This is a genomic window from Nonomuraea purpurea (assembly GCF_042650645.1).
Lineage (GTDB): Bacteria > Actinomycetota > Actinomycetes > Streptosporangiales > Streptosporangiaceae > Nonomuraea > Nonomuraea purpurea.
In genome coordinates, this window is record NZ_JBHSBI010000001.1 from 213,566 (window position 1) to 239,828 (window position 26,263).

Here is a 26,263-nt window from a genome sequence, read left to right on the forward strand (position 1 = left end):
CCTGTCGAGACCCTAGACGGAGGATACTCCATACGGTATACCGTCTACAAAGGAGGCTCGAATGGACCTGTACGAGTACCAGGCGAAGGAGCTCTTCGGGCGTCACGGCATTCCGGTTCCGGCCGGCCGGATCGCGGCCACCCCGGCCGAGGCCCGCGCGATCGCGGCGGAACTGAACACGCCCGTTGTCATCAAGGCCCAGGTGAAGACCGGTGGACGGGGCAAGGCCGGCGGGATCAGGCCGGCGGCAGGGCCGGTCTCGGCCGAGCAGGAGGCGGCCCGCGTGCTCGGCATGGACATCAAGGGACACATCGCGCGCAGCGTGCTGGTCGAAGCCGCGACCGTGCCGTTCGAGGAGTACTACGCGGCGTTCCTGGTCGACCGGGCCGAGGGCGGCTTCCTGGCGATGGTGTCGAGCCAGGGCGGCATGGAGATCGAGGAGCTGGCAGCCGGCGACCCCGACGCGCTGGTGAGGCTGCCGATCGACCCTGTGACAGGTGTGGACGCCGACGTCGCCAGGCAGCTCGCCGGCAAGGCGGGCCTGCCCGAGCAGGCGGCCGAGGTGCTGGAGCGGCTGTGGCGGGTGCTGGTGGCGGAGGACGCGCTGCTCGTCGAGGTGAACCCGCTGATCTGCACGACCGACCAGCGCATCGTGGCGCTCGACGGCAAGGTCACCCTCGACGACAACGCCGCCGTCCGGCACTCGTGGGACTACGCGGAGCGTACGGACAGCTTGGAGGACAGGGCCAGGGCGAAAGGGCTCAACTACGTCAAGCTGGACGGCCGGGTGGGCGTCATCGGCAACGGCGCAGGGCTGGTCATGAGCACGCTCGACGTGGTCGCCGGCGCGGGCGCGGCCCCGGCCAATTTCCTGGACATCGGCGGCGGCGCCTCCGCCCAGGTCATGGCCGACGGGCTGGAGATCATCCTGGCCGACCCCGACGTGCGCTCGGTGCTGGTCAACGTCTTCGGCGGCATCACGGCCTGCGACGCGGTGGCCAACGGCATCGTCACCGCCCTGGAACTCCTCGGCGAACGCGGACGGGGCAGGCCCATCGTCGTACGGCTGGACGGCAACAACGCCGAGGTGGGCCGGCGCATCCTCAGCGAGGCCCGCCACCCGGCCGTCCGCCAGGTCTCCACCATGGACGGCGCCGCCGAGATGGCGGCCAGACTCTCGGCAGGTGCGTAGTGGCGATCTTTCTGACCAAGGACAGCCGGGTGCTCGTTCAGGGCATGACGGGCGCGGAGGGCACCCGGCACACCGCCCGCATGCTGGCGGCGGGGACCGACGTCGTGGCCGGGGTGACCCCGGGCAAGGGCGGCCGGTCGGTGGACTTCGGCGAGCGCACGGTGCCGGTGTTCGGCTCCGTCGCCGAGGCGGTGACGGAGACCGGCGCGGAGGTGTCGGTGGTGTTCGTGCCGCCGCGCTTCACCGGCGGCGCCGTGGAGGAGGCCGTCGCGGCGGGCGTGCCGCTGTGCGTGGTCATCACCGAGGGCGTGCCCGTGCACGACGCGGTGCGCTTCCGGGCGCTGGCCGGCGGGCGTACCCGGATCATCGGGCCGAACTGCCCAGGACTGATCAGCCCCGGGCAGTCGTCGGCCGGGATCATCCCCGCCGACATCACCTCCGCCGGGCGCGTCGGGCTGGTCTCGAAGTCGGGCACGCTGACCTACCAGCTCATGTACGAACTGCGCGACCTCGGCTTCTCCACCGCCGTCGGCATCGGCGGCGACCCCGTCGTCGGGACCACGCACATCGACTGCCTCCAGGCGTTCCAGGACGACCCGGGCACCGACGCCATCGTCATGATCGGCGAGATCGGCGGCGACGCCGAGGAACGGGCCGCCGCCTACATCGCCGAGCACGTGAGCAAACCCGTCGTCGCGTACGTGGCCGGGTTCACCGCCCCGGAGGGCAAGACCATGGGGCACGCGGGCGCCATCGTCTCCGGCTCCTCCGGCACCGCCCAGGCCAAGAAGGAGGCCCTGGAAGCGGCCGGCGTCAGAGTCGGCCGCACCCCCTCGGAAACCGCCCGCCTCCTCCGCTCGGCGCTGCCCTCATGAAATTCGACGTCAATCTCTCCATTTTGCTCACCGACCTGCCGCTGCTCGAACGCCCTGCCGCGGCGGCCAAGGCGGGGTTCGACGCCGTCGAGTTCTGGTGGCCGTTCGACGGCCCCGACCCCTCGGGCGCGGAGCTCGCGGCGCTGCGCCAGGCCATAGAGGACGCCGGGGTGCGCCTGGCCGGGCTGAACTTCGACGCCGGCGACATGGCGGCGGGCGAGCGCGGCCTGCTGGCCAGGCCCTCGGGTTCGGCCAGGTTCCAGGCGAACATCGAGGCCGCCGTGAGGCTGGCGGGCGAGCTCGGCTGCGGTGTCCTCAACGCTCTGTACGGCAACGACCCCGGCACCGACAGGGACCTGGCCGTGGCGAACCTGCGCAGGGCCGCGGACGCGGCGGCGGGCATCGGCGCGACCGTGGTCGTCGAGGCCCTCAATTCCCACGAGAACCCGAAATATCCGATCACGTCGTCGCGGGCGGCGTTCGAGCTGATCGACGAGGTGGACAGGGAGAACGTGGCCTTCCTGGCCGACCTCTACCACCTGCACCGGATGGGCGAGGACGTGCTGAAGCTCATCGACGGGCACTGCCACAGGTTCGGCCACGTGCAGATCGCCGACGACCCCGGCAGGGGAAGGCCGGGGAGCGGGCGCATGCCGTACCCGGAGATCTTCGCGCGGCTGGAGGCCGCGGGCTATCGGGGTCACGTCGGCCTGGAGTACCGGCACGAGGGGCCGGGGGCCTTCGATTGGAGGCGGGCATGAGGATCGGGTTCATCGGCTTGGGGATCATGGGCAGCCCGATGGCGGCAAACCTCCTCAAAGCCGGACATGTCGTGACCGGGTATGACGTGAGCCCGCAGCGGGTCGACCAGCTCGCCGAGCTCGGCGGCAAGGGCGTGGCCAGCGCGGTCGAGGCCGTCGCGGGCGCGGAGATCGTGATCACGATGCTGCCCGACTCGCCCCAGGTCGAGGAGGTCGCGCCCCTGGTCATCGAGTACGGCAGGCCGAAGCTGCTCTACGTCGACATGAGCACCATCAAACCGGAGACCTCCCGCTGGGTCGCGCGCAAGGCGGCAGAGGCCGGCGTACGGACCCTGGACGCCCCCGTCAGCGGCGGCGAACGCGGCGCGATCGACGCCACCCTGTCGATCATGGTGGGCGGCGCAGCCGAGGACGTCGAGGCGGCCGGCCCGGTCCTGCGGACGCTCGGCACCACCGTCGTGCACGTCGGCCCCGCCGGCGCGGGACAGACCGTCAAGGCGGCCAACCAGCTCGTCGTCGGCGGCATCTACGGGCTCGTCTCGGAGGCGATCGTGCTGCTGGAGGCGTCGGGGGTGGACCCGGGAGCCGGGCTCGACGTGCTCGCGGGCGGGCTGGCGGGCTCCCGGATCCTGGAACTCAAGCGGCACACCATGGTCAAACGGGAGTTCAACCCCGGATTCCGGATCGACCTGCACCACAAGGACATGGGCATCGCCGTCGCCGCCGCCCGCGAGGCCGGGGTCAGCCTGCCGCTCACCGGTCAGGTCGCCCAGCTCGTGGCCGCGGCCAGGGCGCAGGGCCACGGCTCGCTCGACCACTCCGCCCTGCTCAAAGTGATCGAAAGGCTCAATGCATGAAGCGCATCCCGTGCATGGAAGCGGTGGTGGCGGTGCTGGAGTCGGAGGGGGTGGACACCGTCTTCGGCATCCCCGGCGCGGCCATCCTGCCGCTCTACGCCGCGCTCCAGCACAGCTCGATCCGGCACATCACCGTACGCCACGAGGAGGGCGGCACCCACGCGGCCGACGGCTGGTCCAGGGTGACGGGGAACGTCGGCGTCTGCATCGGCACGTCGGGCCCGGCCGGGACCAACATGATCACCGGCCTCTACACCGCGCTGGCCGACTCGATCCCGATGATCTGCGTCACCGGCCAGGCGGCGACCTCCAAGCTGCACCAGGAGGCGTTCCAGGCGGTCGACATCGTGGAGATCGCCCGGCCGGTGACGAAATGGGCGGTGCAGCTCAAGGAGCCCGCGCAGGCGCCCTGGGTGTTCCGCGAGGCGTTCAGGATCGCCCGCTCAGGACGTCCGGGGCCGGTGCTCATCGACCTGCCGATCGACGTCCAGCGCGGAAGCTGCCTGTACGACCCCGACGTGGACGCGCCGCTGCCCGTCGAGGTGCCGCGCCCGCTGCCCTCGGCGGTGCGCAGGGCCGTGGACCTGCTCAGCGGGGCCAGACGGCCGATCATCCTGGCCGGCGGCGGCGTGGTCATCGCCGACGCGCACGAGGAGCTGCGCGCTCTGGCCGAGCACCTCCAGGTTCCCGTGCAGGTGACGCTCATGGGCAAGGGCGCCTTCCCCGAGGACCACCCGCTGTTCGCCGGGATGGCCGGCACGCAGACCCAGACCCGGTGGGGGAACGCCGCCTTCCTCGAAAGCGACCTCGTCCTGGCCGTCGGGGCCCGCTTCGGCGACCGGCACACCGGCGACCTCGACGTCTACCGGCGGGGCCGCACCTTCATCCACGTCGACATCGAGCCCATGCAGATCGGCCGGGTCTTCGAGCCCGACCTGGGCGTGGTCGGGCACGCCAGACCGGTGCTGGCCGAGATGCTGGACGAGGCGCGCGGCAGGGGCGAGGCGCGGGCGCCGGGCAAATGGGTGCGCAAGATCGCCGACCTGCGCCGCACGATGGCCAGACGCGACGACTTCGACGACGTGCCGATCAAGCCGCCGCGGGTCTTCAAGGAGATCAACGACTACTTCCCCAGGGACACCACGTTCGTCACCGCGATCGGGCTCTACCAGATCTGGTCGGGCCAGTTCCAGACCACCTACCTGCCGCGCCGCTACCTGGTCTGCGGGCAGGCCGGGCCGCTGGGCTGGGAGGTGCCCGCCGCCATGGGCGTCAAGTGCGCGCATCCGGAACGCCAGGTCGTGGCCGTCGTCGGCGACTACTCCTTCCAGTTCCTGATGGAGGAGGTCGCGGTGGCAGCCCAGTACCGGATCCCGTTCGTCATCGTCATGATCAACAACGAGTACCTGGGCCTCATCAGGCAGGCCGAGCTCCCTTACGGCATGAACTACGCGGTGGACCTGCACTACGGAGAGGGCGGCATCGACCACGTCAAGGCCATGGAGGCGTTCGGCTGCCCGGCCCGCCGGGTGGAGCTGCCGGACGACCTGCCCGACGCGCTGGCGTGGGCGACCGCGCGCTCCGCACGGGAGCGGCTGCCGGTGCTGGTGGAGGTGATGGTGGAACGCGAGGCCAACGCCGCCATGGGGCCCTCGCTGGAGTCGATCAAGGAGTTCGAGCCGCTGCCCGAGCTCATCACCGCCGACTGGTCCGACTGAGGAGGGACGAATGCGGCTCAAGACGGGAACGGCCTGGCGGGACGCCTACAACGCCTGCTGCGCTGCGGCTCCTGAAGCCTTCCACGACGACCGGGTGCTGAACCACTGGGGCGGCATCTGGCACCGCGACGGGCGTCCCGTGCCCGGCTTCTCGCCCCTGGACGGCACCGCCGTCGCCGGGCCGCCCAGGCTCGACAGGGCGGGCGCGGGTCGGGCGGTCGCGGGCGCCGTCGAGGAGCACAACCGCTGGCGCCACCTGCCGCTCTCCGAGCGCAAGGCGATGGTCTCGGCGGCCGTGGAGTCCATGGCCGCCCACCGCGACCTGCTGGCCCTGCTGCTGGTCTGGGAGATCGGCAAGCCGTGGAAGACGGCCTGCGCGGACGTGGACCGCTGTCTGGACGGCGTGCGCTGGTACGTCGGCGAGATCGACCGCATGGTCGCAGGACGGACCCCGCTGCCCGGCCCCGTCAGCAACATCGCGAGCTGGAACTACCCGATGAGCGTGCTCATGCACGCCATGCTCGTGCAGGCGCTGGCGGGCAACGCGGTGATCGCCAAGACGCCCACCGACGGCGGATTGTGCTGCCTGACGCTCGCGTGCGCGCTGGCCGTGCGGGAAGGGCTGCCGTTCACGCTGGTCAGCGGGGGAGGGGCGGAGTTGTCGCCGGTCCTGGCCGGCGGGCGCTCGCTGGGCTGCGTGTCGTTCGTGGGCGGCAGGGACGCGGGCGCGAAGGTCGCGACCTCGCTGGCCGACCTCGGGCGGCGGCACGTGCTGGAGCAGGAGGGGCTCAACTGCTGGGGCGTGTGGGAGTACGGCGACTGGGACCTGCTCGGCCGGCAGATCCGGGCCTCCTTCGACTACGGCAAGCAGCGGTGCACCGCCTATCCGCGCTTCGTGGTGCAGCGTTCGCTGTTCCACGAGTTCCTCGCGGCCTATCTGGGGGCGGTCGGGTCGTTGCGGTTCGGCCATCCGCTGGCGGTGTCCGACCCCGGCGATCCGCTGCCCGAGCTGGACTTCGGGCCGCTGATCAACGCCTCGAAGGCCAAGGAACTGGCCGATCAGGTGGACGAGGCGGTGGCGAGGGGCGGGGTGCCGGTGCACAGGGCGCCCCTGACTTCCGGACATTTCCTGCCGGGGCAGGATATTTCGGCGTATTTCGCTCCTACAGCGCTTCTCAACCCGCCCCGCTCCTCACCCCTCTTCCACGCCGAACCGTTCGGCCCCGTGGACACCATCGTGCTCGTCGACACCGAGGCCGAACTGCTGGCCGCCATGAACGCCAGCAACGGCGCCCTGGTGGCCACGCTCTCCTGCGACGAGGAAGAGACATTCCACCGGCTGGCGCCGCAGGTGCGGGCGTTCAAGACGGGCCACAACAAGCCGCGCTCGCGGGGCGACCGCGAGGAGCTGTTCGGCGGGCTCGGGGCGTCGTGGCGGGGGGCGTTCGTCGGGGGCGAACTGCTCGTCCGTGCCGCCACCTCCGGCCAGGACGGCGAACGCCTGCCGGGCAACTTCCCCCACTACACGCTGCTCCCATAGCCCCTTTCAGAAAGCGCCGAAGCGGGTCGCCACCAGGAGCACCAGGAAGGTCAGCATGGCGACCCGCAGCAGCTTCCCGCCGGCCCCCAGGGACGGCCACGACAGGTACGCCAGCCAGCCGATGAAGGCGATCACCGGCAGCACGGCCAGCCCGCCGATCGGGTTGGCCACCGCGAACCCCGCCAGCAGCAGGATCACCAGCACGGCCGGCGCCACCCAGCGGGGCACCTGCGTGAACAGGAACGTCATCGGCACCGCGCTGCGCTGCTCGACGGCCTTGCGCAGACCGGTCGCGCCCGGTGTGAAGAACTGCTCGCCCTGGGGGAGCGGGCGCTTGTTGTTTGCGGCCACCCCCCGAGCCTACGGGAGCCGCGGCCCTGCGGGGCTATGGGAGCCGCGCGGACCTCCGGGCTCAAGGGAGCCGCCTCTCGGTGCCGCGGAGGTCGCGGGTGAACTCCGGCCAAGCGCCTCTAGGCTGTTCAGGTGCTCGCCGTGATCCGATACACCGTTCCCGAGTCCCAATCCCAAGATTTCGTCAAGCAGGGCCACACCATCCTCGACACGTTCGCCGGGCAGCCGGGCTTCCAGCGGGGCAGACTGGCCCGTTCGGTCGACGAGCCCAACCTGTGGGCGCTGGTCACGGAGTGGGAGGGCGCCGGGTTCTACCGCAGGGCGCTGTCCGCCGCCCGGATGGTGATGTATCCGATGATGATCCTCATGGTCCACGAACCCAGCGCGTTCGAGGACGTCTACCTTCGAGGCGGCGCGTGAAGAATACTCGCGCGCGAGAGCACTCGAGCGTCCCCTAAGCTGGGATCTCACCAATTTCACTCGCCGACCTCCAGCCGGAAAGAGAATCAACCAAAATGGCACGACGCACCGACGTCATGGACACCATCGTCAGCCTCGCCAAACGCCGCGGGCTGGTATACCCGTCGAGCGAGATCTACGGCGGACTGCGCGCGTCGTGGGACTACGGTCCTCTGGGCGTCGAGCTGAAGAACAACGTCAAGCGTCAGTGGTGGCTGTCGACGGTCCAGTCGCGCGACGACGTGGTGGGCCTCGACTCCTGCGTCATCCTGGCGCCCGAGGTGTGGCGCGCCAGCGGCCACGTCGACACCTTCACCGACCCGCTCACCGAGTGCCAGTCCTGCCACAAGCGCTTCAGGGCCGACCACCTGATCGAGGCCTACGAGGAGAAGAACGGCAAGGCGCCAGAAGGCGGCCTGGCCGACATCACCTGCCCCAACTGCGGCAACAAGGGCACCTTCACCGAGCCCAGGCAGTTCAGCGGCCTCCTCAAGACCTACCTCGGCCCGGTCGAGGACGAGTCGGGCCTGGCCTACCTGCGGCCCGAGACCGCGCAGGGCATCTTCATCAACTACCTCAACGTGCAGCAGTCGGCCCGCAAGAAGATCCCGTTCGGCATCGGCCAGGTCGGCAAGTCCTTCCGCAACGAGATCACGCCGGGCAACTTCATCTTCCGCACGCGCGAGTTCGAGCAGATGGAGATGGAGTTCTTCGTCAAGCCGGGCACCGACGAGGAATGGCACCAGTACTGGATCGACGAGCGTTTCCGCTGGTACTCCGACCTCGGCATCAACAAGGACAACCTGCGCCTCTACGAGCACCCGCAGGAAAAGCTGTCCCACTATTCCAAGCGCACGGTCGACGTCGAATACCGATTCGGCTTCACCGGCTCGGAGTGGGGTGAGCTCGAAGGCATCGCCAACCGCACCGACTTCGACCTCACCGCGCATTCCAAGGCGTCCGGCGCCGACCTCAGCTTCTTCGAGCAGGAGACGGGGGAGCGCTACATCCCCTACGTCATCGAGCCGGCGGCGGGTGTCGACAGGGCCGCGCTGACGTTCCTGCTCGACGCCTACAGCGAGGACGAGGCGCCCAACGCCAAGGGCGTCATGGAGAAGCGCACGGTCATGCGGCTCGACCACCGGCTCGCGCCGGTCAAGGCCGCGGTGCTGCCGCTGTCGCGCAACGCCGACCTGTCGCCGAAGGCCCGCGACCTGGCCGCCCAGTTGCGCCGCCGGTGGAACGTCGAGTTCGACGACGCGGGGGCGATCGGCCGCCGCTACCGCCGCCAGGACGAGATCGGCACGCCGTTCTGCATCACGGTCGACTTCGACACCCTGGAAGACCACGCGGTGACGATCCGCGAGCGCGATTCCATGGCCCAGGAGCGCATCTCCATCGACGGCGTCGACGCCTACCTGCGCCAGCATCTGAACGACTGATTTTTTAGAGTAGTTCTTTTCACGGGCCGTCCGCCGTATATCGGCGGGCGGTCCGTTTTTTAACATCTCATCTTTTGCGGCAGGCCAAGTGGGCTCCACCCGCCGCATCGGGCTGGCGATCTTCCAGGGGGACGCTCCTCCGCTTCACCGCTGCCCCACCGTGACGCGCGCATTCTTGCCCGGCCACGTGGTGAATCGTTGCCCCGCGCCGTGACCGCCAAGGACACGGTTCTGTCGTCGTTTCATGGGCCCTGACGTGTACGAGCGGGGCCGAAAAATGGTGTAAAGGCCGGAGTTACGCGGGTTTTCGTGGGTGCTTGATGACATGGCCCCTAAGCCGATACATGGCGGCCGGTAGGTCGCCTGGATCGATACGAGGGGACAAGAGAACACCCATGCGTACATCACGTTTCGCTCTGGTGCTGCTGGCCGCAGGCGCAGCACTCATGACCGGCAGCGCCGCGTTCGCCGATCCCGAGCCGACCGCGTTGGAGCTGCGGGTGGTCGTGGACGACTGCCACAAAGAGGTCGTGCAGCCATGACGGATCATGCGTTGCTCGAACGAGCGCTGTTCGAGGTCAAGCGGGTGATCGTCGGACAGGACCACATGGTCGAGCGGCTGCTCGTGGCCGTGCTCGCCAAGGGCCACTGCCTTCTCGAAGGCGTCCCCGGCATCGCCAAGACGCTGGCGGCCGAGACGATGGCCACGGTGGTGGGAGGGACGTTCGCCCGCGTGCAGTTCACACCCGACCTGGTGCCCGCCGACATCGTCGGCACCAGGATCTACCGGCCGTCGACGGAGTCGTTCGACATCGAGCTCGGCCCCGTCATGGTCAACCTGCTGCTCGCCGACGAGATCAACAGGGCGCCCGCGAAGGTGCAGTCGGCCCTGCTGGAGATCATGGCCGAGCGGCAGGTCAGCATCGGCGGCGTCACCCATGACGTGCCGAGGCCGTTCCTGGTGCTGGCCACGCAGAACCCGATCGAGTCCGAGGGCGTCTACCACCTGCCGGAGGCGCAGCGCGACCGCTTCCTCATGAAGATCGACGTGGGCTATCCCAGCGAATCGGAGGAGCTGGCGATCGTCTACCGCATGAGCGTGGACCCGCCCGCCCCGCAGCCCATCCTCGACGCCGCCCAGGTTCTGGCCCTGCAGCGGCGGGCCGAGGAGGTCTTCGTGCATCACGCGGTCGCCGAGTACGCCGTCCGCCTCGTCTACGCCACCCGCGACCCCGAGCGGTACGGGGTGGAGGAGGTGCGCCGGCTGCTGGCCTTCGGCGCCAGCCCCAGGGCCACGCTGGGCCTGCTGGCGGCGGGCCGGGCGCTGGCGCTCATGCGGGGGCGCGACTACGTGCTGCCGGAGGACGTACGGGACCTGGCCCACGACGTCATGGCGCACCGGCTGGTGCTCTCCTTCGACGCGCTGGCCGACGGGGTGCCACCCAGGCAGGTCGTGGACCGGGTGCTGGCGGCGGTGCCGATGCCAGTCATCGCGCCCCAGCAGCAGGAAGCCGTGGCATGAAGCCGTATCTGATGGCCGAGCCCGCGCTGCGCAGGCTGGAACTGACGATCACCAGGAGGCTGGATGGACTGCTGCAGGGCGAGCATCTGGGACTGCTGCCGGGCCCGGGCAGCGAGCCCGCGGAGACCAGGCCGTACCAGGCGGGTGACGACGTGCGGCGGATGGACTGGAACGTCACCGCCCGCACGAACGAGCCGCACGTGCGGGATCTGGTCGCCGACCGCGAGCTGGAGATCTGGGCGCTGCTCGACGCCACCGCCAGCATGGACTTCGGCACGGCGGCGATGGAGAAGCGGGAGCTGGCGCTGTCGGCGCTGGCCGCTGTCGGCTTCCTGACCCAGCGGACCGGCAACAGAATTGGCGCCCACGTGCTGCACGGCGGCGGCGTCAGGACGCTGCCCGCCAGGACGGGCCGGCCGCACCTGATGGCGCTGCTGCAGGCGGCGTTCGGGCTGCCCAGGACCCCGCCGGGCACCGCCGAGCCGCTGGCCGCTAACGTGCGCAGCGGACTGATCGGCGTGGCGGCAGAACAGCTCGGCCGGGTGGTGCGCCGCCGCGGCCTGGTCGTGGTCGTCTCGGATTTCCTCGACGACCCGCAGACCTGGGAGCCGCCGCTGCGCAGGCTGGCGGTCAGGCACCAGGTGCTGGCCGTGGAGGTGCTCGACCCGCGTGAGCTGACCCTGCCCGACGTGGGGATCCTGACGCTGATCGACCCGGAGACCGGGCGGCGGCGCGAGGTCGCCACCGGCAACGCCCGGCTGCGCCGCAGGTACGCCGAGGCGGCCGCGGAGCAGCGGGACGCCATCGCGGGGGCGGTGCGCCGGGCCGGGGCCGCCCACCTGCGGCTGCGCACGGACCGGGACTGGGTGCGCGACCTGGTCCAGCACGTCATGAAGCAGCGCCGACTGGCGGCACTGGCCGCGAGTCCGACGTCGCGCGGCCACCCAGGAGGGGCGGGCGGTTCCGGCGGCGGCCCGGGCCGGAACCGCCCGTCCCAAAACCCGCCGCACCCCCAGCCTCAGGGCCCGCCCCAACACCCGCACGGCTCAGGAGGTGATGCGGCGTGACGCTGATCGCGCCCTTCTGGCTGCTGCTGCTCATCCCCGTGGCGCTGCTCGCGCTCAGCTACGTGGTCATGACGCTGCGGCGCAGCTCGTACGCCGTCCGATTCACCAACCTCGACCTGCTCGACAAGGTCGCCCCGAAGGGCCCCGGCTGGCGCAGGCACGTGCCCGCGGCGGCGCTGCTGCTCATGTTCGCCCTGCTCGTGATCGGCTTCGCCCGGCCGACGGCCGAGGTGCAGGTGCCCAGGGAACGGGCGACGATCATGGTGGCGTTCGACGTGTCCGCGTCCATGGGCGCCACCGACGTCACCCCGAACCGGTTCGAGGCGGCCAAGCAGGCGGCCAGGCAGTTCGTCGACGGGCTGCCGGAGCGGTTCAACCTGGGCCTGGTGTCGTTCTCCTCCTCGGCCACGGTGGCCGTGGCGCCGACCACGGACCGGCAGAGCGTGCTCAGCGCGCTCGACCGGCTCGACACCGCGTCCGGCACCGCCATCGGCGAGGCGGTCTTCTCCTCGCTGGAGGCCATCGCCGCGCTGGATTCCGAGGAGGAGGCGCCGCCCGCGCACATCGTGCTGCTGTCCGACGGCTCCAGCACCACGGGCCGCACGGTGGGCGACGCGGCGGCGGAGGCCTCCTCCAGGGGCGTGCCCGTCACCACCATCGCCTACGGCACGCCGGACGGCACCATCAGCCTCTCGGGCAGCGATGTCCCCGTGCCGGTGGACGGGCCCGCGCTGCGCGGGCTGGCCGAGTCGGCGGGCGGCAACTTCTACGAGGCGGCCAGCGGCGATGAGTTGCAGGCGGTCTACGAGGACATCGGCACGTCGGTCGGCTACCGGACCGAGCAGCAGGAGGTATGGCAGTGGTTCGTGGCGGCGGGCATGATCTTCGCGCTGATCGCGGCGGTGACGTCGATGTTGTGGTTCTCGAGGCTTCCATGAGGGGCCTCGGGAGCCCGCGCGGCCCGGAGTTCGTGACGGTGCGGATCGGCCAGGCCACCCAGGAGCCGGAGGTCCGGTCAGGACCGGCGACCAAGGTTCTTCCGACGTCGCCGCACAGGGGGCGCCTGTTGGTGACGGCCGCGCTCGTTGCGGCCCTCACCGGTGCGGCGGCGGGCGTGGCGGGGGCCAGGCTCTTCGAAGGGTCGTCTGAGCCGGCCCCCGCCGCGGCCCTGCCCAGGGTGGCGCCGGCCCCGTCGGCCAGCCTGGGCGGGATGAGCGCGACGGCGGCGCGCGTGCTGCCCAGCGTGGTCTCCGTGGAGGCCGGCAGCGGCGGCGGGTCGGGGTTCGTGGTGGACGATCGCGGCCACATCCTCACCAACGCGCACGTGATCAGGGGCAACCTGCGGGCGACGGTGGTGCTGAGCGACGGCCGCAGGCTGGGCGCCCGGGTGATCGGCGAGGACGACGACGAGGACCTGGCGGTGCTGGAGGTGAACTACCCTCAGGACCTGACGCCGGCGACGCTCGGCCGCTCGTCCGACCTGGCCGTCGGCGACCAGGTGCTCGCGATCGGCTCGCCGCTGGGCCTGTCGGGCACGGTCACCGCCGGCATCGTCAGCGCCCTGGACAGGGAGGTGCGCCTGGGCGGTTCCCGCCGCACCGCCGTCCAGACCGACGCCTCGATCAACCCGGGCAACTCGGGCGGCCCGCTGGTCAACGCCAGAGGCGAGGTCGTCGGGGTGAACACGGCGATCGCTTCGAGCAGGGGCGGTGGCAACATCGGCATCGGGTTCGCCATCCCGATCGACAGGGCGGCGCCCATCGCAGAACGAATCATCCGAAACTAGGGTCCTTGGCATGCGATTGCTTGTGGTGGAGGACGAGGAAGACCTGGTGGACGCGCTCCGGGTCGGGCTCGTCCGCGCGGGATACGCGGTTGACGTGGCTTACGACGCGCCGTCGGCGCACGAGAAGCTGGAGGTCAACTCGTATGACCTGGTCCTGCTCGACCTGAACCTGCCCGGCGGCGACGGCTTCCAGCTCTGCCGCGGCGTGCGGGCGGCAGGGGGCGGCGTGCGGATCATCATGGTCACCGCCCGCGACCGGCTGGACGACCGCGTGCGCGGGCTCGACGAGGGCGCCGACGACTACCTGGTCAAGCCGTTCGCCTTCCCCGAGTTGCTGGCCAGGGTGCGGGCGCTGCTGCGCAGGGAGGCCGGCGGCGGCACCTCCGTGCTGGAGGTGGGCGGGCTGCGGATCGACACGGCCCGGATGGAGGTCTCGCTGGACGGCAGGTCGCTGGCGCTCACCCCCAAGGAGTACGGCGTGCTGCACTACCTGATGACCAGGCCGGGCCACGTCGTGTCCGCCGAGGAGCTGCTCGAACACGTCTGGGACGAGCACACCGACCCGTTCACCAGCACCGTGCGCGTCACGGTCGGCAACCTGCGCCGCAAGCTGCAGGAAGAGGGCCTGATCGAGACGGTGATCAGCCGGGGCTACCGGCTCAAGGAACCGGCATGATCCACTCCATCCGCTTCCGGCTCACCGTGCTCTACTCAGGGCTGCTGTTCGTGCTGGCCGCGCTCGTGCTCGGCGGCATCTACTTCGCCGTCTACCGCACCACCGACCAGCGCCCGTACACCACGGAGTTCGCCAAGACCTACCGGGGCACCGAGTACATCGGCAAGCGCGAGGTCGTCTTCGCCGAGCAGGTCGAGAACATCGTCAAGGTCCAGACGCTGTCCCTGCTGCGCGACTACTCGCTGGTCACGCTCGCCGGACTCTGCGCCGCCAGCCTCGGCATCGGCTGGGTGCTCGCGGGCCGCGTCCTGCGCCCGGTCAAGTCGATCACCGACACCACGGAGGAGATCCAGGCCACCGACCTGACCAGGCGGATCAGGCTGAACGGGCCGCGCGACGAGCTGAAGGACCTGGCCGACACCATCGACACCATGCTGGACCGCCTGCAGGAGGCCTTCAGCGCGCAGCGCCAGCTCATCGACGACGCCTCCCACGAACTGCGCAGCCCGCTGACGATCATCAGGGCGAACGTGGACGCCGTGCTCAACGACCCCGGCGCCACCGACGAGGAACGGGCCAGAGCCGTGGCCATCGTGGACCGCGCGACCACCCGCATGACCAAGCTCGTGGAAGACCTGCTGGCCAGCGCCAGACGCCAGGGCGGCGCGTTCGCCGACGCCGACCTGGACCTGGCCAGGGTGGTGGGGGACGCCTGCGAGGAGTACGCGGCTCCGGCCGCCGCCCGCGCGCTCACGATCACCCGCTCCCTGGGGTCGAGCCTGGAGATGACCGGCGACTCAGACGCGCTGCGCCGCGCCGTGGCGAACCTGCTCTCCAACGCCGTGCGCCTGTCACCCGGGGGCGGCGTGATCAGGGTCGGCGCGGACCGGCTGGAGGGCTGGCTGTGGGTGGCGGTCGGCGACGACGGACCGGGGATCGGGGCGGCGGACCAGGCGCGGGTGTTCGACCGCTTCTGGCGCGGCGAGTCCAGCCGCCGCGACCGCCACACGGGCCTGGGCCTGGCCATCGTCCGCCAGATCGTGGAGTCGCACGGGGGCAAGGTGGCGGTCTTCTCCACGCTCGGGGAAGGGGCCACGTTCGTCCTCTGGCTGCCGGCGCGCGGCGGCCTGGGCGGCCCGATCCCCGAGGACAACCCTCTGCGTTAGGGTCTACGCCCGCACAGGGCGCGGGTGATCAGGAACGCCGGCACAGGCAGCACGAACACCGCCGCCCGCAGCCCCGTCACGACCAGCGTGGCCGCGGGATCGGCGATGGCCCTGCCTGGGCTTTGTAGGAGTGGCCATGGGCGCCTCCTGGTGGGGGTGTGATCCGATTCTCCACCTAACCCCGCCGTTGCTCAAGAATTGGTTTAAACCAATTGGTCTAATCCAATTTTCCGCCATCTGGTCTTATAATTGGATTAGACCTGTATCAGGTCATCTACCTGCGCAAACGCGGAATGAACAAGGGAGTGCAGTTTCATCATCAATTTCACCGGTAGAGTCCGGGCAGAGGCGTTGGATTGGAGCTGTGGTGGCCAAGTATGTTTACGACTTCACCGAGGGCAACAGGAATCTCAAAGATCTCCTCGGCGGTAAAGGCGCGAACCTCGCGGAGATGACCAACCTCGGGCTGCCCGTTCCCCCCGGATTCACGATCACCACGGACGCCTGCCGCCACTACCTGGCGGAAGGCGACCAGCCGGACGGCCTGGAGCAGGAGGTCGCCGGGCACCTGGACGCGCTCGAAGCCGCCATGGGCCGCAAGCTCGGGCAGGCCGACGACCCGCTGCTGGTCAGCGTCCGATCAGGGGCGAAGTTCTCCATGCCGGGGATGATGGAGACGGTCCTCAACATCGGGCTCAACGACGAATCCGTGCACGGCCTGGCCAAGCAGGCCGGCGGCAACGACCGCTTCGCCTGGGACTCCTACCGCAGGCTCATCCAGATGTTCGGCAAGACCGTGCTCGGCATCGACGGCGACCTGTTCGAGGAGGCGCTGGACAGGCTGAAGGGCCGGCGGCTGGACACCGACCTGTCGGCCGGCGAACTGCAGAGGCTCGTCGAGACGTTCAAGGCCATCGTCCGCGACCAGACGGGCACGGACTTCCCCGCCGACCCGCGCGAGCAGATGCGCCTGGCCATCCTGGCGGTCTTCGACTCCTGGAACGCCCCCCGCGCGATCCTCTACCGCCGCCAGGAACGTATCCCCGCCGACCTCGGCACCGCCGTCAACGTCGTGGCCATGGTCTTCGGCAACGTCGGCAACGACTCAGGCACCGGCGTCGCCTTCACCCGCGACCCGGGCTCCGGCCATCAGGGCATCTACGGCGACTACCTGCAAAACGCCCAGGGCGAGGACGTGGTGGCGGGCATCCGCAACACGATCCCGCTGGAAGAGCTCGAGAACATCGACAGGCGCTCGTACGACGAGCTCCTCCAGATCATGGAGACCCTGGAGAACCACTACAAGGACCTGTGCGACATCGAGTTCACGATCGAGCGCGGCAAGTTGTGGATGCTCCAGACCCGGGTCGGCAAGCGCACCGCCGCGGCGGCGTTCAGGATCGCCACCCAGCTCGTCGACCAGGGCCTGATCACCCTTGACGAGGCCGTCACCCGGGTCACCGGCGACCAGCTCGCCCAGCTCATGTTCCCCCGCTTCGACGCCGCCGCCGAGAAGAAGAAGATCGCCAAGGGCATGAACGCCTCGCCGGGAGCCGCTGTCGGCAAGGCCGTCTTCTCCTCCGCGCGCGCCGTGGAGCTGGCCGAGCGGGGCGAGGACGTCATCCTCGTCCGCCGCGAGACCAACCCCGACGACCTGGCCGGCATGATCGCCGCCAAGGGCATCCTGACCAGCCGAGGCGGCAAGACCTCCCACGCGGCCGTGGTGGCGCGCGGCATGGGCAAGACGTGCGTGTGCGGGGCCGAGGAACTGGAGGTGGCGACCGGCGAGCGCAGGTTCACCGCGCCGGGCGGCGTCGTGGTCTCGGAAGGCGAGGTCATCTCCATCGACGGGACCAGCGGGGAGGTCTACCTCGGCGAGGTGCCCGTGGTGGCCTCGGAGGTCGTGGAGTACTTCGAGGGCGCGGAACCGGACGGCGAGCTGGTCAAGGCCGTGGACCGGATCATGCGCCACGCCGACGAGGTCAGAAGGCTCGGGATCAGGGCGAACGCCGACACCCCCGAGGACGCCGCCCGCGCCCGCCGCTTCGGCGCCCGGGGCATCGGCCTGTGCCGCACCGAGCACATGTTCCTGGGCGAACGCCGTCAGCTCGTCGAGGACCTGGTCCTGGCCACCACCGACGAGGAGCGCCGGCAGGCCCTGGACGCCCTGGAACCCCTCCAGAAATCCGACTTCGCCGCCATCTTCCGTGCCATGGACGGCAACCCCGTCACCATCCGCCTCATCGACCCGCCCCTGCACGAGTTCCTGCCCGACATCGTCGAGCTGTCGGTCAGGGTCGCCACGGAGGAGGCCACCGACAAGGACCGCAAGCTCCTGGCGGCCGTCAAGCGCCTGCACGAGCAGAACCCGATGCTCGGCCTGCGGGGCGTCCGCCTCGGACTGGTGATCCCCGGCCTGTTCGACATGCAGGTCAGGGCGATAGCCGAGGCCGCCAAGGAGGTGCGGGGGGCCCGGCCCGAGATCATGATCCCGCTTGTCGCCACCGTTCAGGAGCTGGAGGCCGTACGGGAGGAGTCCGCCAGGATTCTGGCGGAGGTCGGCGTCGAGGCCCTGATCGGCACCATGATCGAGGTTCCGAGGGCGGCGCTGACGGCCGGCCAGATCGCCGAGGCCGCCGAGTTCTTCTCCTTCGGCACCAACGACCTCACCCAGATGGCGTGGGGCTTCTCCCGCGACGACGTCGAGGCCGCCTTCTTCTCCCAGTACCTGGACCTGGGCATCTTCGGCGTATCGCCGTTCGAGTCGCTCGACAGGGACGGCGTGGGCCGGCTGGTCGCCATCGCCGTGCGGGAGGGCAGGGCCGCCCGGCCGGACCTCCACATCGGCATCTGCGGCGAGCACGGAGGCGACCCCGACTCGGTCCACTTCTGCCACGAGGTGGGCATGGACTACGTCTCGTGCAGCCCGTTCCGGATCCCGGTGGCCCGGCTGGAGGCCGGCCGCGCGGCCCTGGCGGAGACGGATTCCGACACCAGGTGACATCCCCGGCATCCGGTGCGGGCCGCGCGCCGGATGCCTACGGCTCGTCGTCCCAGTCGGGAGGGGTCACCGTCCCCGAACGCCAGTCGTCGCGCAGGACGGCGTAGCCGACCGAGTCGTGGCGGACGCCGTCCAGGTCCGGCCACGCCTGCCGGTAGTGGGCCTCTTTCGCGTAGCCGCCCTTGCGGAACACCGCCCGCATGGCGTGGTTGTCCTGGCGCGTGGTGGCCTCGATGCGCAGGACGCCGGGCAGCTCGGTGAACAGGTAACCGGTCAGCCACGAAAGCGCCTGAGCGCCGACGCCCCTGCCCCGCCACGCCCGCCCGATCCGCAGGTCGAACATGGGCGTGTCGTCGGCGAGGTCCTGCAGCCGCACCAGGCCGGCGCGCTCTCCCTCGACGACGATCCAGAACGTCCTGGACTCCTCGTCGTCGTAAACGCCCTCAGCGGCCCGGCGCCGCACCGTGTCCGGCTCCTGCCTGCCCGCGTGGAAGGGCCATTCCTCGCCCGTCAGGAAGCCGACGAGCGCCTCGACGTCGTCGGCGGCCGAGAAACGGGTGAACTCGATGCGCATCCGCCGATCATGGCCACGGGCGATCGACGGGGCAACCGGTTTTCCGTCAGATCGGGGCCTGCACGGCCGCGATCACGCCGCTGAACGACGGGACGGGCACGTAGTCGTGACGCATGCCATGATCGCCCAGCCACTGCCGCAGCCCCGCCACGGCCGCCGGATTGGCCGCCACCTGGGCCGCGTACTCCGACAGCGACACCTCCTCGCCGTCGTCGTACAGCAGCCGCGCGGGACCCGACCACGACAACGTCCACCTGGCCTGGCCGAGCTCGATCAGCACCGCCTCCAGCGCCTGCCCGAGCACCCCCGACAGCAGCGTCTCCGACGGCTTCCAGCCGTGCTCCAGGAGCCTGCCCTCCAACTCCGCCTGCCGGCCCCGCGCGATCGCCTCGAAGGCCGCGTCCAGGTACGGTTGCGCCGCCCCCATGGTCTCCTGCCCGGCCATCGCCAGGTCGCGCAGGGCGTCGGCGTTGCGGCCCTCGTACATGGCGCCTGCCACCAGTTCCTCCCACGGCACCGGCCGCAGCCCCGCCAGCGCCTCCGGCGTCCACATCGACTGCTCCACCGCCTGGACCGCCACGTTGGCGTCCCGCAGCAGCGTCAGCGCGGAACGGGGGTCGGGCACCTGCTGGGGCTCCTGCAGGTGCTCGATCGCGGCCAGGCGCTCGGCCAGGCTCGGGTGGGAGTCGTACGGGGAGCGCTCCTCGGGCTGCTCGCTCAGCCTGGCGATCTCCGCCTGCCGCTCCGGGTCGCTCATCAGCGCGTGGAAGCCCCCGAACACCGACGCCGGCCTGGCGCCGCCCTTGCCCGTCAAGGACAGGTAGCCGTTGACGTACAGCTCCCAGCCCAGAACGGTGGAGTGGATCTTGCGGAGGGCGCCCGCCATCGCCTGCCTGCCGCCGATCGAGACGGCGAACACGTCGGCCTCCAGCTCCTGCCTGCGCGAGACGGCCTGGGAGATGCGCAGATACAGCTTGAGGTACCAGGTGAACACGCGCTGGAAGAACGGGTGGTTGCCCAACCCCTGCACGGTGGCGATCAGCGACATGCGTCCCCGGTAGACCGGCGCGCCCAGCCGCGTGTGGGCGCCGCTGTAGTGGCCGAGTTCGTGCCCGAGCACCGCGCGCAACTCGTCCACCGTCAGCGTCTGCAGCAGCGGCAGCCCGATGAACATCCGCCGCCGTGTCGCCTTCATCCCCAGCCAGCGGGTCTCTTCCGAGACGGCCGCGTTGACCTCGGCGACCAGGCGGATCTCATCGGGTGGGGCCGTGCGCACGCGCCTGGCCAGGTCCTCGACGGTCTGCCAGAGGACGGGCTCGTGCTCGCGTCCCACCGGCACGCCTGGCTGCTCGCCACCGCGCCGGCGGGTCACCATGAGCAGGGCCCGGACCAGCGCGCCCGCGGCCAGGGTGAGGACGATCGCGAACTTCACCGTGTTCGGGTGGAAGTCGACGATGAGGAGGACGTCGAAGAAGATCGCGGCCGCCAGGATGAGGGCGACCAAGACGTAGAAGCCGGCGAGCAGGCCGAAGGCCAGCACTGCTCGGAACGCTGTCGTCATGAGGGAGGGCTCCCCGGGGAATGGGTTCTCGCGAGGGTTGACATTAGCGGAGACCTGAAACTGGATAAAATCGCTGAACTGATGTCGTACTACGACGAGCATGACCAAGCACGTTGGGTTCCGGAACCTCCCGGCAATCCCGAACGAACCGCATTCGAGCGCGACCGCGCCCGAGTGCTGCACAGTGCCGCCCTGCGCAGGCTGGCCGCCAAGACGCAGGTCGTGGGCCCCGGAGAGACGCTCGGCGGCGGCCAGCACATCCCGCGCACCCGGCTGACGCACTCCCTCGAATGCGCCCAGGTCGGCAGGGAGATGGGCCGCACGCTAGGCGTCGACCCCGACCTCGTCGAAACCGCCTGCCTGGCGCACGACCTGGGGCACCCGCCTTTCGGCCACAACGGGGAGATGGCGCTCAACGCGCTGTCGGCCTCGTGCGGCGGGTTCGAGGGCAACGCCCAGAGCCTGCGCCTGCTGACCAGGCTCGAAGCCAAGGTCCTCACCGAGGACGGCCGCAGCGCCGGCCTCAACCTCACCAGGGCGGTGCTCGACGCCTCGATCAAATATCCATGGACCTGCGACAAATCACCGAAGTTCGGCGTCTACAACGACGACCTGCCGGTCTTCGAGTGGATCAGGGAGGGCGCGCCGCAGGGCAGGGTCAGCTTCGAGGCGCAGATCATGGACTGGGCCGACGACGTCGCCTACTCCGTGCACGACCTCGAGGACGCCCTGCACTCAGGACACGTCACCCCCGAGGCCCTGCGCTCGCGTGAGGAGCGCCGAGCGGTGTGCGAGACCACCCGCACCTGGTACGCCCCCGGAGCCGACCTCGACGAGCTGGAGCGGATCTTCGCCAAGCTGATCGCCGACCCGCTCTGGCCCCGCCACTTCGCCGCCACACTCGCCGACCTGGCCGGGCTGAAGGCCCTCACCAGCGGGCTCATCGGCCGCTTCTGCCGCTCCGCGCAGACCGCCACCAAGGAGGTGTACGGCTCACGCCACCGCGCCGACCTGGTCGTGCCGCCCGCCACCCGGCTGGAGTGCGCGCTGCTCAAGGGCGTCACCGCCCACTACGTGATGACGACCGAGGACCACAACGCCAACCAGGCCAGGCAGCGCGACCTCATCACCGAACTGGCCTCCTTGATCACCCTGGGCGCGCCCGGCACCCTGGAGCCCGCCTTCAGACCCGCGTTCATCGCCGCCGCCGACGACGCGGCGCGCGTCCGGGTCGTCATCGACCAGATCGCCTCGCTGACCGACACCTCGGCGGTGGCCTGGCACAGAAGGCTCACTCGCTGACCAAGGTTTGCCAATGACCCTGGTCACCTGACACAAGCGGCTTTCCCGACGCCCTCGATGGGCGGATACTGCGCCCATGGCCACATATGTGATCGTCGGCGCGGGACTCGCGGGTGCCAAGGCAGCACAGACGCTGCGCGAAGAGGGCTTCGACGGAGACATCGTGCTGATCGGCGCCGAGACCGAAAGGCCCTACGAGAGACCGCCGCTGTCCAAGGAATTCCTCCAGGGCAGGAGCGAGCGAGACAAGATCTTCGTCCACCCTCCCGAGTGGTACGCGGACAACGGCGTGGATCTACGGCTCGGCCTGCGGGCCACCCGCATCGAGCTCGATGACCACCTGGTCAGGCTCGAAGACGGGTCGCGCCAGCCGTACGACAAACTGCTCATGGCGACAGGAGCCACGCCCAGACGCCTGCCGGGGCCCGCCTACTACCTGCGGACCGTCCAGGACAGCCAGGCGCTCAAAGAGCGCTTCGCGCAGGGCGGCGACGTGCTGATCGTCGGCGCCTCCTGGATCGGGCTGGAGACCGCGGCGGCCGCCCGCCAGGCAGGCTGCGCGGTCACCGTCGTCGAACCCGAGCCCACCGCGCTCAACCGGGCACTCGGCCACGAACTCGGCGACCTGTTCGCCCGCCTGCATGCCCGCAAGGGCGTCGACCTGCGCTTCGGCACCGCCGCCGCCGAGATCACCACGACCGGCGTGCGGCTCAGCTCGGGGGAGCGGCTGACGGCCGACCTCGTCGTGGTCGGCGTCGGCGCCGCGCCCGAAGTCGGGCTCGCCCGCGACGCCGGACTCGACGTCGGAACCGGCATCCTCACGGACGCGGCCCTGCGCACCTCGCACCCTGACGTGTACGCCGCCGGCGACGTCGCCGAATCCTTCCACCCCCTGTACGGGCGGCACCTGCGCGTCGAGCACTGGGCCAACGCCCTGCACGGCGGCCCCCAGGCGGCCCGGTCGATGCTCGGCCAGGACGTCGTCCACGACCGCGTCCCATACTTCTATACCGATCAGTACGAGCTCGGCATGGAGTTCTCCGGCGACATCGAGGGCTACGAGGAGATCGTCTACCGCGGCGACCCGGAAAGCCTGGAGTTCATCGTCTACTGGCTGCGCGAAAACCGGGTGATCGCCGGAATGAACGTCAACACCTGGGACGTCGTGGACGACATCCAAGAGCTCATCCGATCTGGCGTCATCATTGACCAAAAGGAGCTATCGACGGGTTGATGGTGATCACCACATCCTCGTCGCCACCGCCGCCGGTCTTCTTCGGCCGAGGGCTCTTGCTCGACTGAGGGGCCGCCGGCCTCGTCCCGCACTGGACGGCACAGGGCGGCGTCTCGCCCAGCTTGCCGCGCAGCTTCAGCGTCTCCTCACGAGGCGAGAACGTGCGGTTGCCCGAATCCCAGGCGTCGAGGTAATCCCACGGCTTGACCATGCCCCGGCGTACCCACCAGTACGCCGGCCCGGTCTTCCACGAGATCGCGAAGTACAGGTTCGACCCGGTGTCGCGGGCGTTGCCCGTCTTGCCGACCCGGCCGAGCAACTGCCCCGCCTTGACCCGGACGCCCGGCTTGACTCCGTCGGCGACCACGTCGAGATGGCCGCCCAGATAGCGAACGCCGTCGTCACCGATGATCGTGACGAACCTGCCCTCGCGGTCGGCCCCCGCGTCCGTGGCCGGGTTCCACTTGTTCACCAGGTTCACCTCGTCCACGACGCCGTCTATCGGCGCCACGAACGCGCACCCCTGCTTGGCCCAGATCGTCGTCTTGGGCAGGACCAGCAGCTTGCGCTGATAGCTGGTCTTGCAGCCCTTGACCGGGAACGCGTAGGTGTACTTGGACAACTTCGGCGGCGGCACGTTGACCGGGTCGTCGCCCTTGGGCGGCTGCGCGGCGGCCTGACCCTCGGCCGTGGGCGCGGGGCCCGACGGCGTCGCCGAGAGGGACGGGGCGGACGGCGACTGCGCGCTGACGCCGGCCAGGCCGGGAGCCTGCGTGCAGGCACCGGTCAGCAGCAGAGCGGCCGCGGCGGCCGCCCGAAGTCCGAAATGCCCCGATCGCATGATCTCCACCCGTGTCACCGTTTCCACCGACAACCTTTACCTTTGTAGCCCACGGCGAGACCTCGCAGAGCCGGTTTCCCGCTTTAGCAACCGACAGGTGACGGGGCACTTCCCCGCGTGCACGGAGCGTTCCATACCGTGTGCAAGGAGCGGCTCATTCGGCGTGCACTTGGCGGCCTTCCCTCCATCCGAGGACCGAAAGCGTCGGTGGGGCGGAATAGACTCACCGGCGTGGCTGGCAGGATCCGTGACGTCGACATCGCGCTCGTTCGCGAGCGCTCGCCCATCGCCGACGTGATCGGCGAACACATCCAGTTGCGCAACGCCGGAGGCGGAAACCTCAAGGGCTTGTGCCCGTTCCACGACGAGAAGAGCCCATCCTTCAACGTCACCCCCGAGCGCGGAATGTTCTTCTGTTTCGGCTGTTCCCAGGGCGGCGACGTCATCACGTTCGTCGAGAAGATCGAGCATCTGCCCTTCGGTGAGGCGGTCGAGCGGCTGGCGCAGCGGGCCGGCATTCAGCTCCAGTACGAGCAGGGCGGGTACGTTCCCAAGCGCGACCATGGCGAGCGGGCCAGGCTGCTGGAGGCGCACCGGGTGGCGGCCGAGTTCTACGCCGACAAGCTGCTCGTGCCCGATGCGGCGGTCGGGCGGCGGTTCCTGTCGGAGCGGGGGTTCGAGCGGGCCGACGCCGAGACGTTCGGGGTCGGTTACGCGCCCAACGAGTGGGAGGCGCTCAGCCGTCACCTGATGGGGCGCGGGTTCAGCGCCGACGAGCTGGTCAAGGGCGGGCTGGCCAAGGAGGGGCGGCGGGGGCCGATCGACCGGTTCCGCGGGCGGCTCATCTGGCCGATCAGGGACGCCACCGGCGATGTGATCGGTTTTGGTGCCCGCAAGTTGCTCGATTCCGACGATGGTCCGAAATATCTGAATACGCCTGACTCACCGCTTTACAAGAAGAGCCAGGTGCTTTATGGGATCGACCTCGCCAAACGGGAGATCTCCAAGCGCGCCCAGGCGGTGATCGTCGAGGGGTACACCGATGTGATGGCCTGCCATCTGGCGGGCGTGCCGACGGCGGTGGCCACCTGCGGCACCTCGTTCGGCGAGGAACATATCAAGATCCTGCGCCGATTCCTGCTCGACCAGGCCGAATTCCGCGGAGAGGTGATCTTCACCTTCGACGGCGACGCGGCGGGGCAGAGGGCGGCGCTGCGGGCGTTCGCCGACGAGCAGAAGTTCGTCACGCAGACGTACGTCGCGGTCCAGGCCGACGGCCTCGACCCGTGCGATCTTCGGGTCAAACAGGGCGACGCGGCCGTGCGCGATCTGATCGCCAGCCGCGAGCCGCTGTTCCAGTTCGCGATCAGGAGCACCATCTCCCGCTACGACCTGCGCAGCAACGAAGGCAAGATCGCCGCCCTCGACGCGGCCGCGCCGATCGTGGCCGGCATCAAGGACGTGGGGCTGCGCAAGCGCTACGCCATCGACCTCGACCGGTGGCTGGGGTTCATGGACGAGCGGTTCGTCATGCAGCGCATCGCCGAGGTCTCGACCGCCCAACAGGGCCGTCCGCAGCGGGCGCCCAGGGCGGCGCCCGTCGACCCGAGCGTGCGGGTGGAGGGCGAGTTGCTCAAGCTGGCCGTGCAGCGCCCCACCCTGCTCGGGCCCCGCTTCGACGCGCTCGACCCGCAGGCCTTCACCGCCCCCGACCACGTCAGCCTGCACAAGGTCATCGTCGCCGCCGGCGGCCTCGCGGCGGCCGGCGCCGGGGGGCGCGAATGGGTCGACCTGCTGCTGGAGCACGCCCAAGAGGAGGGCTCACGGGCCCTGGTGACCCGCTTCGCCGTCGAGTCCGTCCAGGCCGACGCCCACACCGAGGAACGCTACGCCGGGGCCATGCTCGCGGCCATCGAGGCCATCGCCGTCGACCGCGCCATCGCTCAGGTGAAGTCCCGGATCCAGCGGCTCAATCCGGTGGAGGAGCAGCAGGAGTACAACAAGCTGTTTGGGGAGTTGGTGGCGCTGGAACAACAACGCCGCGTCCTGCGTGACCGCGCCGCCGGCAGCTGACCGACGACCCACGACTCCGTTCACGCGTTGCCGCGCCGGGCTATCGCGTCGGCGGTTGGTAACAGTTCGGCCGCGATCCCTAGCGGTATCTCCGGGGGGTTGGCCAGGGAACTTGGCCCGGTCCAACATGCGGACAAAGGGGACGGACAACGCTGTTCAGGCAGCCAGAAAGTTGCGTCCGACCGGGGGGTGTCGCCGGGCGCGTCAAACCAGATCGCGTAATTGACTTTACTTTCCTGATCAAACTCGGGCTAAACCTTATTGC

Annotated in this window: 23 protein-coding genes; 19 read left to right on the top strand and 4 right to left on the bottom strand. The window is 70.1% G+C overall.

Going from position 1 to position 26,263, the window contains the following annotated elements:
- The first annotated feature begins 61 nt into the window (after positions 1 to 61).
- Genes sucC through ACFOY2_RS01045 form a run of 6 tightly spaced genes read left to right on the top strand, consistent with a single transcriptional unit; the run spans position 62 to position 6,943 of the window.
- Positions 62 to 1,192: an ADP-forming succinate--CoA ligase subunit beta gene (gene sucC, locus ACFOY2_RS01020; protein ID WP_379525956.1), complete on the top strand. Its 1,131-nt coding sequence runs from the start codon at positions 62 to 64 to the stop codon at positions 1,190 to 1,192.
- On the top strand, positions 1,192 to 2,067 hold the full coding sequence (gene sucD, locus ACFOY2_RS01025; protein WP_379525957.1) for a succinate--CoA ligase subunit alpha: 876 nt from the start codon (positions 1,192 to 1,194) through the stop codon (positions 2,065 to 2,067). The genes sucC and sucD overlap by 1 nt, the downstream gene beginning before the upstream one ends.
- Positions 2,064 to 2,828, top strand: a complete 765-nt coding sequence (locus ACFOY2_RS01030; RefSeq protein ID WP_379525958.1) for a hydroxypyruvate isomerase family protein — start codon at positions 2,064 to 2,066, stop codon at positions 2,826 to 2,828. Before sucD ends, ACFOY2_RS01030 begins: the two co-directional genes overlap by 4 nt.
- Positions 2,825 to 3,685: a 2-hydroxy-3-oxopropionate reductase gene (locus tag ACFOY2_RS01035; RefSeq protein ID WP_379525959.1), complete on the top strand. Its 861-nt coding sequence runs from the start codon at positions 2,825 to 2,827 to the stop codon at positions 3,683 to 3,685. Before ACFOY2_RS01030 ends, ACFOY2_RS01035 begins: the two co-directional genes overlap by 4 nt.
- Positions 3,682 to 5,403, top strand: a complete 1,722-nt coding sequence (gcl, locus tag ACFOY2_RS01040; protein WP_379525960.1) for a glyoxylate carboligase — start codon at positions 3,682 to 3,684, stop codon at positions 5,401 to 5,403. The genes ACFOY2_RS01035 and gcl overlap by 4 nt, the downstream gene beginning before the upstream one ends.
- A 10-nt stretch (positions 5,404 to 5,413) precedes the next feature.
- The gene (locus ACFOY2_RS01045; RefSeq protein WP_379525961.1) at positions 5,414 to 6,943 is read left to right on the top strand and encodes an aldehyde dehydrogenase family protein; all 1,530 of its coding nucleotides are present in this window, start codon (positions 5,414 to 5,416) and stop codon (positions 6,941 to 6,943) included.
- A gap of 6 nt (positions 6,944 to 6,949) precedes the next feature.
- Here the strand turns inward: ACFOY2_RS01045 and ACFOY2_RS01050 are convergent, their stop codons facing one another.
- Positions 6,950 to 7,294, bottom strand: a complete 345-nt coding sequence (locus ACFOY2_RS01050; protein ID WP_379525962.1) for a DUF6703 family protein — start codon at positions 7,292 to 7,294, stop codon at positions 6,950 to 6,952.
- 132 nt (positions 7,295 to 7,426) lie between these two features.
- Between ACFOY2_RS01050 and ACFOY2_RS01055 the strand changes: the two genes are divergently transcribed.
- From ACFOY2_RS01055 to ppdK, 10 genes are all read left to right on the top strand, one after another.
- Positions 7,427 to 7,714 (top strand): antibiotic biosynthesis monooxygenase family protein, encoded by a 288-nt coding sequence (locus ACFOY2_RS01055; protein ID WP_379525963.1) that lies wholly within the window; start codon positions 7,427 to 7,429, stop codon positions 7,712 to 7,714.
- Between the two features lie 95 nt (positions 7,715 to 7,809).
- Entirely contained in the window at positions 7,810 to 9,195 is a 1,386-nt protein-coding gene (locus ACFOY2_RS01060) for a glycine--tRNA ligase (protein WP_379525964.1), read from the top strand.
- A gap of 395 nt (positions 9,196 to 9,590) precedes the next feature.
- The gene (locus ACFOY2_RS01065) at positions 9,591 to 9,737 is read left to right on the top strand and encodes a hypothetical protein (RefSeq protein ID WP_357810262.1); all 147 of its coding nucleotides are present in this window, start codon (positions 9,591 to 9,593) and stop codon (positions 9,735 to 9,737) included.
- On the top strand, positions 9,734 to 10,717 hold the full coding sequence (locus ACFOY2_RS01070; RefSeq protein WP_379525965.1) for an AAA family ATPase: 984 nt from the start codon (positions 9,734 to 9,736) through the stop codon (positions 10,715 to 10,717). The genes ACFOY2_RS01065 and ACFOY2_RS01070 overlap by 4 nt, the downstream gene beginning before the upstream one ends.
- The gene (locus ACFOY2_RS01075) at positions 10,714 to 11,784 is read left to right on the top strand and encodes a DUF58 domain-containing protein (protein ID WP_379525966.1); all 1,071 of its coding nucleotides are present in this window, start codon (positions 10,714 to 10,716) and stop codon (positions 11,782 to 11,784) included. The genes ACFOY2_RS01070 and ACFOY2_RS01075 overlap by 4 nt, the downstream gene beginning before the upstream one ends.
- Complete coding sequence (locus tag ACFOY2_RS01080; RefSeq protein WP_379525967.1) at positions 11,781 to 12,722, top strand: VWA domain-containing protein; 942 nt, start codon at positions 11,781 to 11,783, stop codon at positions 12,720 to 12,722. Before ACFOY2_RS01075 ends, ACFOY2_RS01080 begins: the two co-directional genes overlap by 4 nt.
- Positions 12,719 to 13,570, top strand: coding sequence for a S1C family serine protease (locus ACFOY2_RS01085; RefSeq protein WP_379525968.1), 852 nt, complete (start codon positions 12,719 to 12,721; stop codon positions 13,568 to 13,570). The genes ACFOY2_RS01080 and ACFOY2_RS01085 overlap by 4 nt, the downstream gene beginning before the upstream one ends.
- A 10-nt stretch (positions 13,571 to 13,580) precedes the next feature.
- A complete protein-coding gene (locus tag ACFOY2_RS01090; protein ID WP_357810249.1) occupies positions 13,581 to 14,246 on the top strand; it encodes a response regulator transcription factor in 666 nt (221 codons plus the stop codon).
- Entirely contained in the window at positions 14,243 to 15,412 is a 1,170-nt protein-coding gene (locus tag ACFOY2_RS01095; RefSeq protein ID WP_379525969.1) for a HAMP domain-containing sensor histidine kinase, read from the top strand. Before ACFOY2_RS01090 ends, ACFOY2_RS01095 begins: the two co-directional genes overlap by 4 nt.
- A gap of 367 nt (positions 15,413 to 15,779) precedes the next feature.
- Entirely contained in the window at positions 15,780 to 18,413 is a 2,634-nt protein-coding gene (gene ppdK, locus ACFOY2_RS01100; protein WP_379525970.1) for a pyruvate, phosphate dikinase, read from the top strand.
- Positions 18,414 to 18,450: 37 nt separating this feature from the next.
- On the opposite strand, the gene ACFOY2_RS01105 is transcribed toward ppdK, so the two are convergent.
- Positions 18,451 to 18,987 carry a GNAT family N-acetyltransferase gene (locus ACFOY2_RS01105; protein ID WP_379525971.1) on the bottom strand — a complete coding sequence of 179 codons (537 nt, stop codon included), beginning with the start codon at positions 18,985 to 18,987 and terminating at the stop codon, positions 18,451 to 18,453.
- Between the two features lie 46 nt (positions 18,988 to 19,033).
- Positions 19,034 to 20,548 (bottom strand): M48 family metallopeptidase, encoded by a 1,515-nt coding sequence (locus tag ACFOY2_RS01110; protein ID WP_379525972.1) that lies wholly within the window; start codon positions 20,546 to 20,548, stop codon positions 19,034 to 19,036.
- 81 nt (positions 20,549 to 20,629) lie between these two features.
- On the opposite strand from ACFOY2_RS01110, the gene ACFOY2_RS01115 reads away from it, so the two are divergent.
- The gene (locus ACFOY2_RS01115) at positions 20,630 to 21,850 is read left to right on the top strand and encodes a deoxyguanosinetriphosphate triphosphohydrolase (RefSeq protein ID WP_379525973.1); all 1,221 of its coding nucleotides are present in this window, start codon (positions 20,630 to 20,632) and stop codon (positions 21,848 to 21,850) included.
- A gap of 76 nt (positions 21,851 to 21,926) precedes the next feature.
- Positions 21,927 to 23,084 carry an NAD(P)/FAD-dependent oxidoreductase gene (locus ACFOY2_RS01120; RefSeq protein ID WP_379525974.1) on the top strand — a complete coding sequence of 386 codons (1,158 nt, stop codon included), beginning with the start codon at positions 21,927 to 21,929 and terminating at the stop codon, positions 23,082 to 23,084.
- Here the strand turns inward: ACFOY2_RS01120 and ACFOY2_RS01125 are convergent.
- Complete coding sequence (locus tag ACFOY2_RS01125) at positions 23,053 to 23,952, bottom strand: M23 family metallopeptidase (protein WP_379525975.1); 900 nt, start codon at positions 23,950 to 23,952, stop codon at positions 23,053 to 23,055. The two genes, ACFOY2_RS01120 and ACFOY2_RS01125, sit on opposite strands and share 32 nt — an antisense overlap.
- A gap of 204 nt (positions 23,953 to 24,156) precedes the next feature.
- Between ACFOY2_RS01125 and dnaG the strand changes: the two genes are divergently transcribed.
- Positions 24,157 to 25,998, top strand: coding sequence for a DNA primase (dnaG, locus tag ACFOY2_RS01130; protein WP_379525976.1), 1,842 nt, complete (start codon positions 24,157 to 24,159; stop codon positions 25,996 to 25,998).
- Positions 25,999 to 26,263: the final 265 nt, after the last annotated feature.

Bases quoted from the DNA above. Each gene is read 5' to 3' on its own strand.
- ACFOY2_RS01090 (WP_357810249.1), top strand. From the start codon at position 13,581: ATGCGATTGCTTGTGGTGGAGGACGAGGAAGACCTGGTGGACGCGCTC.
- ACFOY2_RS01035 (WP_379525959.1), top strand. From the start codon at position 2,825: ATGAGGATCGGGTTCATCGGCTTGGGGATCATGGGCAGCCCGATGGCG.
- ACFOY2_RS01095 (WP_379525969.1), top strand. From the start codon at position 14,243: ATGATCCACTCCATCCGCTTCCGGCTCACCGTGCTCTACTCAGGGCTG.
- ACFOY2_RS01060 (WP_379525964.1), top strand. From the start codon at position 7,810: ATGGCACGACGCACCGACGTCATGGACACCATCGTCAGCCTCGCCAAA.
- ACFOY2_RS01075 (WP_379525966.1), top strand. From the start codon at position 10,714: ATGAAGCCGTATCTGATGGCCGAGCCCGCGCTGCGCAGGCTGGAACTG.
- gcl (WP_379525960.1), top strand. From the start codon at position 3,682: ATGAAGCGCATCCCGTGCATGGAAGCGGTGGTGGCGGTGCTGGAGTCG.
- sucC (WP_379525956.1), top strand. From the start codon at position 62: ATGGACCTGTACGAGTACCAGGCGAAGGAGCTCTTCGGGCGTCACGGC.
- ACFOY2_RS01085 (WP_379525968.1), top strand. From the start codon at position 12,719: ATGAGGGGCCTCGGGAGCCCGCGCGGCCCGGAGTTCGTGACGGTGCGG.
- ACFOY2_RS01070 (WP_379525965.1), top strand. From the start codon at position 9,734: ATGACGGATCATGCGTTGCTCGAACGAGCGCTGTTCGAGGTCAAGCGG.
- ACFOY2_RS01110 (WP_379525972.1), bottom strand. From the start codon at position 20,548: ATGACGACAGCGTTCCGAGCAGTGCTGGCCTTCGGCCTGCTCGCCGGC.
- ACFOY2_RS01115 (WP_379525973.1), top strand. From the start codon at position 20,630: ATGTCGTACTACGACGAGCATGACCAAGCACGTTGGGTTCCGGAACCT.
- ACFOY2_RS01030 (WP_379525958.1), top strand. From the start codon at position 2,064: ATGAAATTCGACGTCAATCTCTCCATTTTGCTCACCGACCTGCCGCTG.
- ACFOY2_RS01120 (WP_379525974.1), top strand. From the start codon at position 21,927: ATGGCCACATATGTGATCGTCGGCGCGGGACTCGCGGGTGCCAAGGCA.
- ACFOY2_RS01045 (WP_379525961.1), top strand. From the start codon at position 5,414: ATGCGGCTCAAGACGGGAACGGCCTGGCGGGACGCCTACAACGCCTGC.
- ACFOY2_RS01105 (WP_379525971.1), bottom strand. From the start codon at position 18,987: ATGCGCATCGAGTTCACCCGTTTCTCGGCCGCCGACGACGTCGAGGCG.
- ACFOY2_RS01065 (WP_357810262.1), top strand. From the start codon at position 9,591: ATGCGTACATCACGTTTCGCTCTGGTGCTGCTGGCCGCAGGCGCAGCA.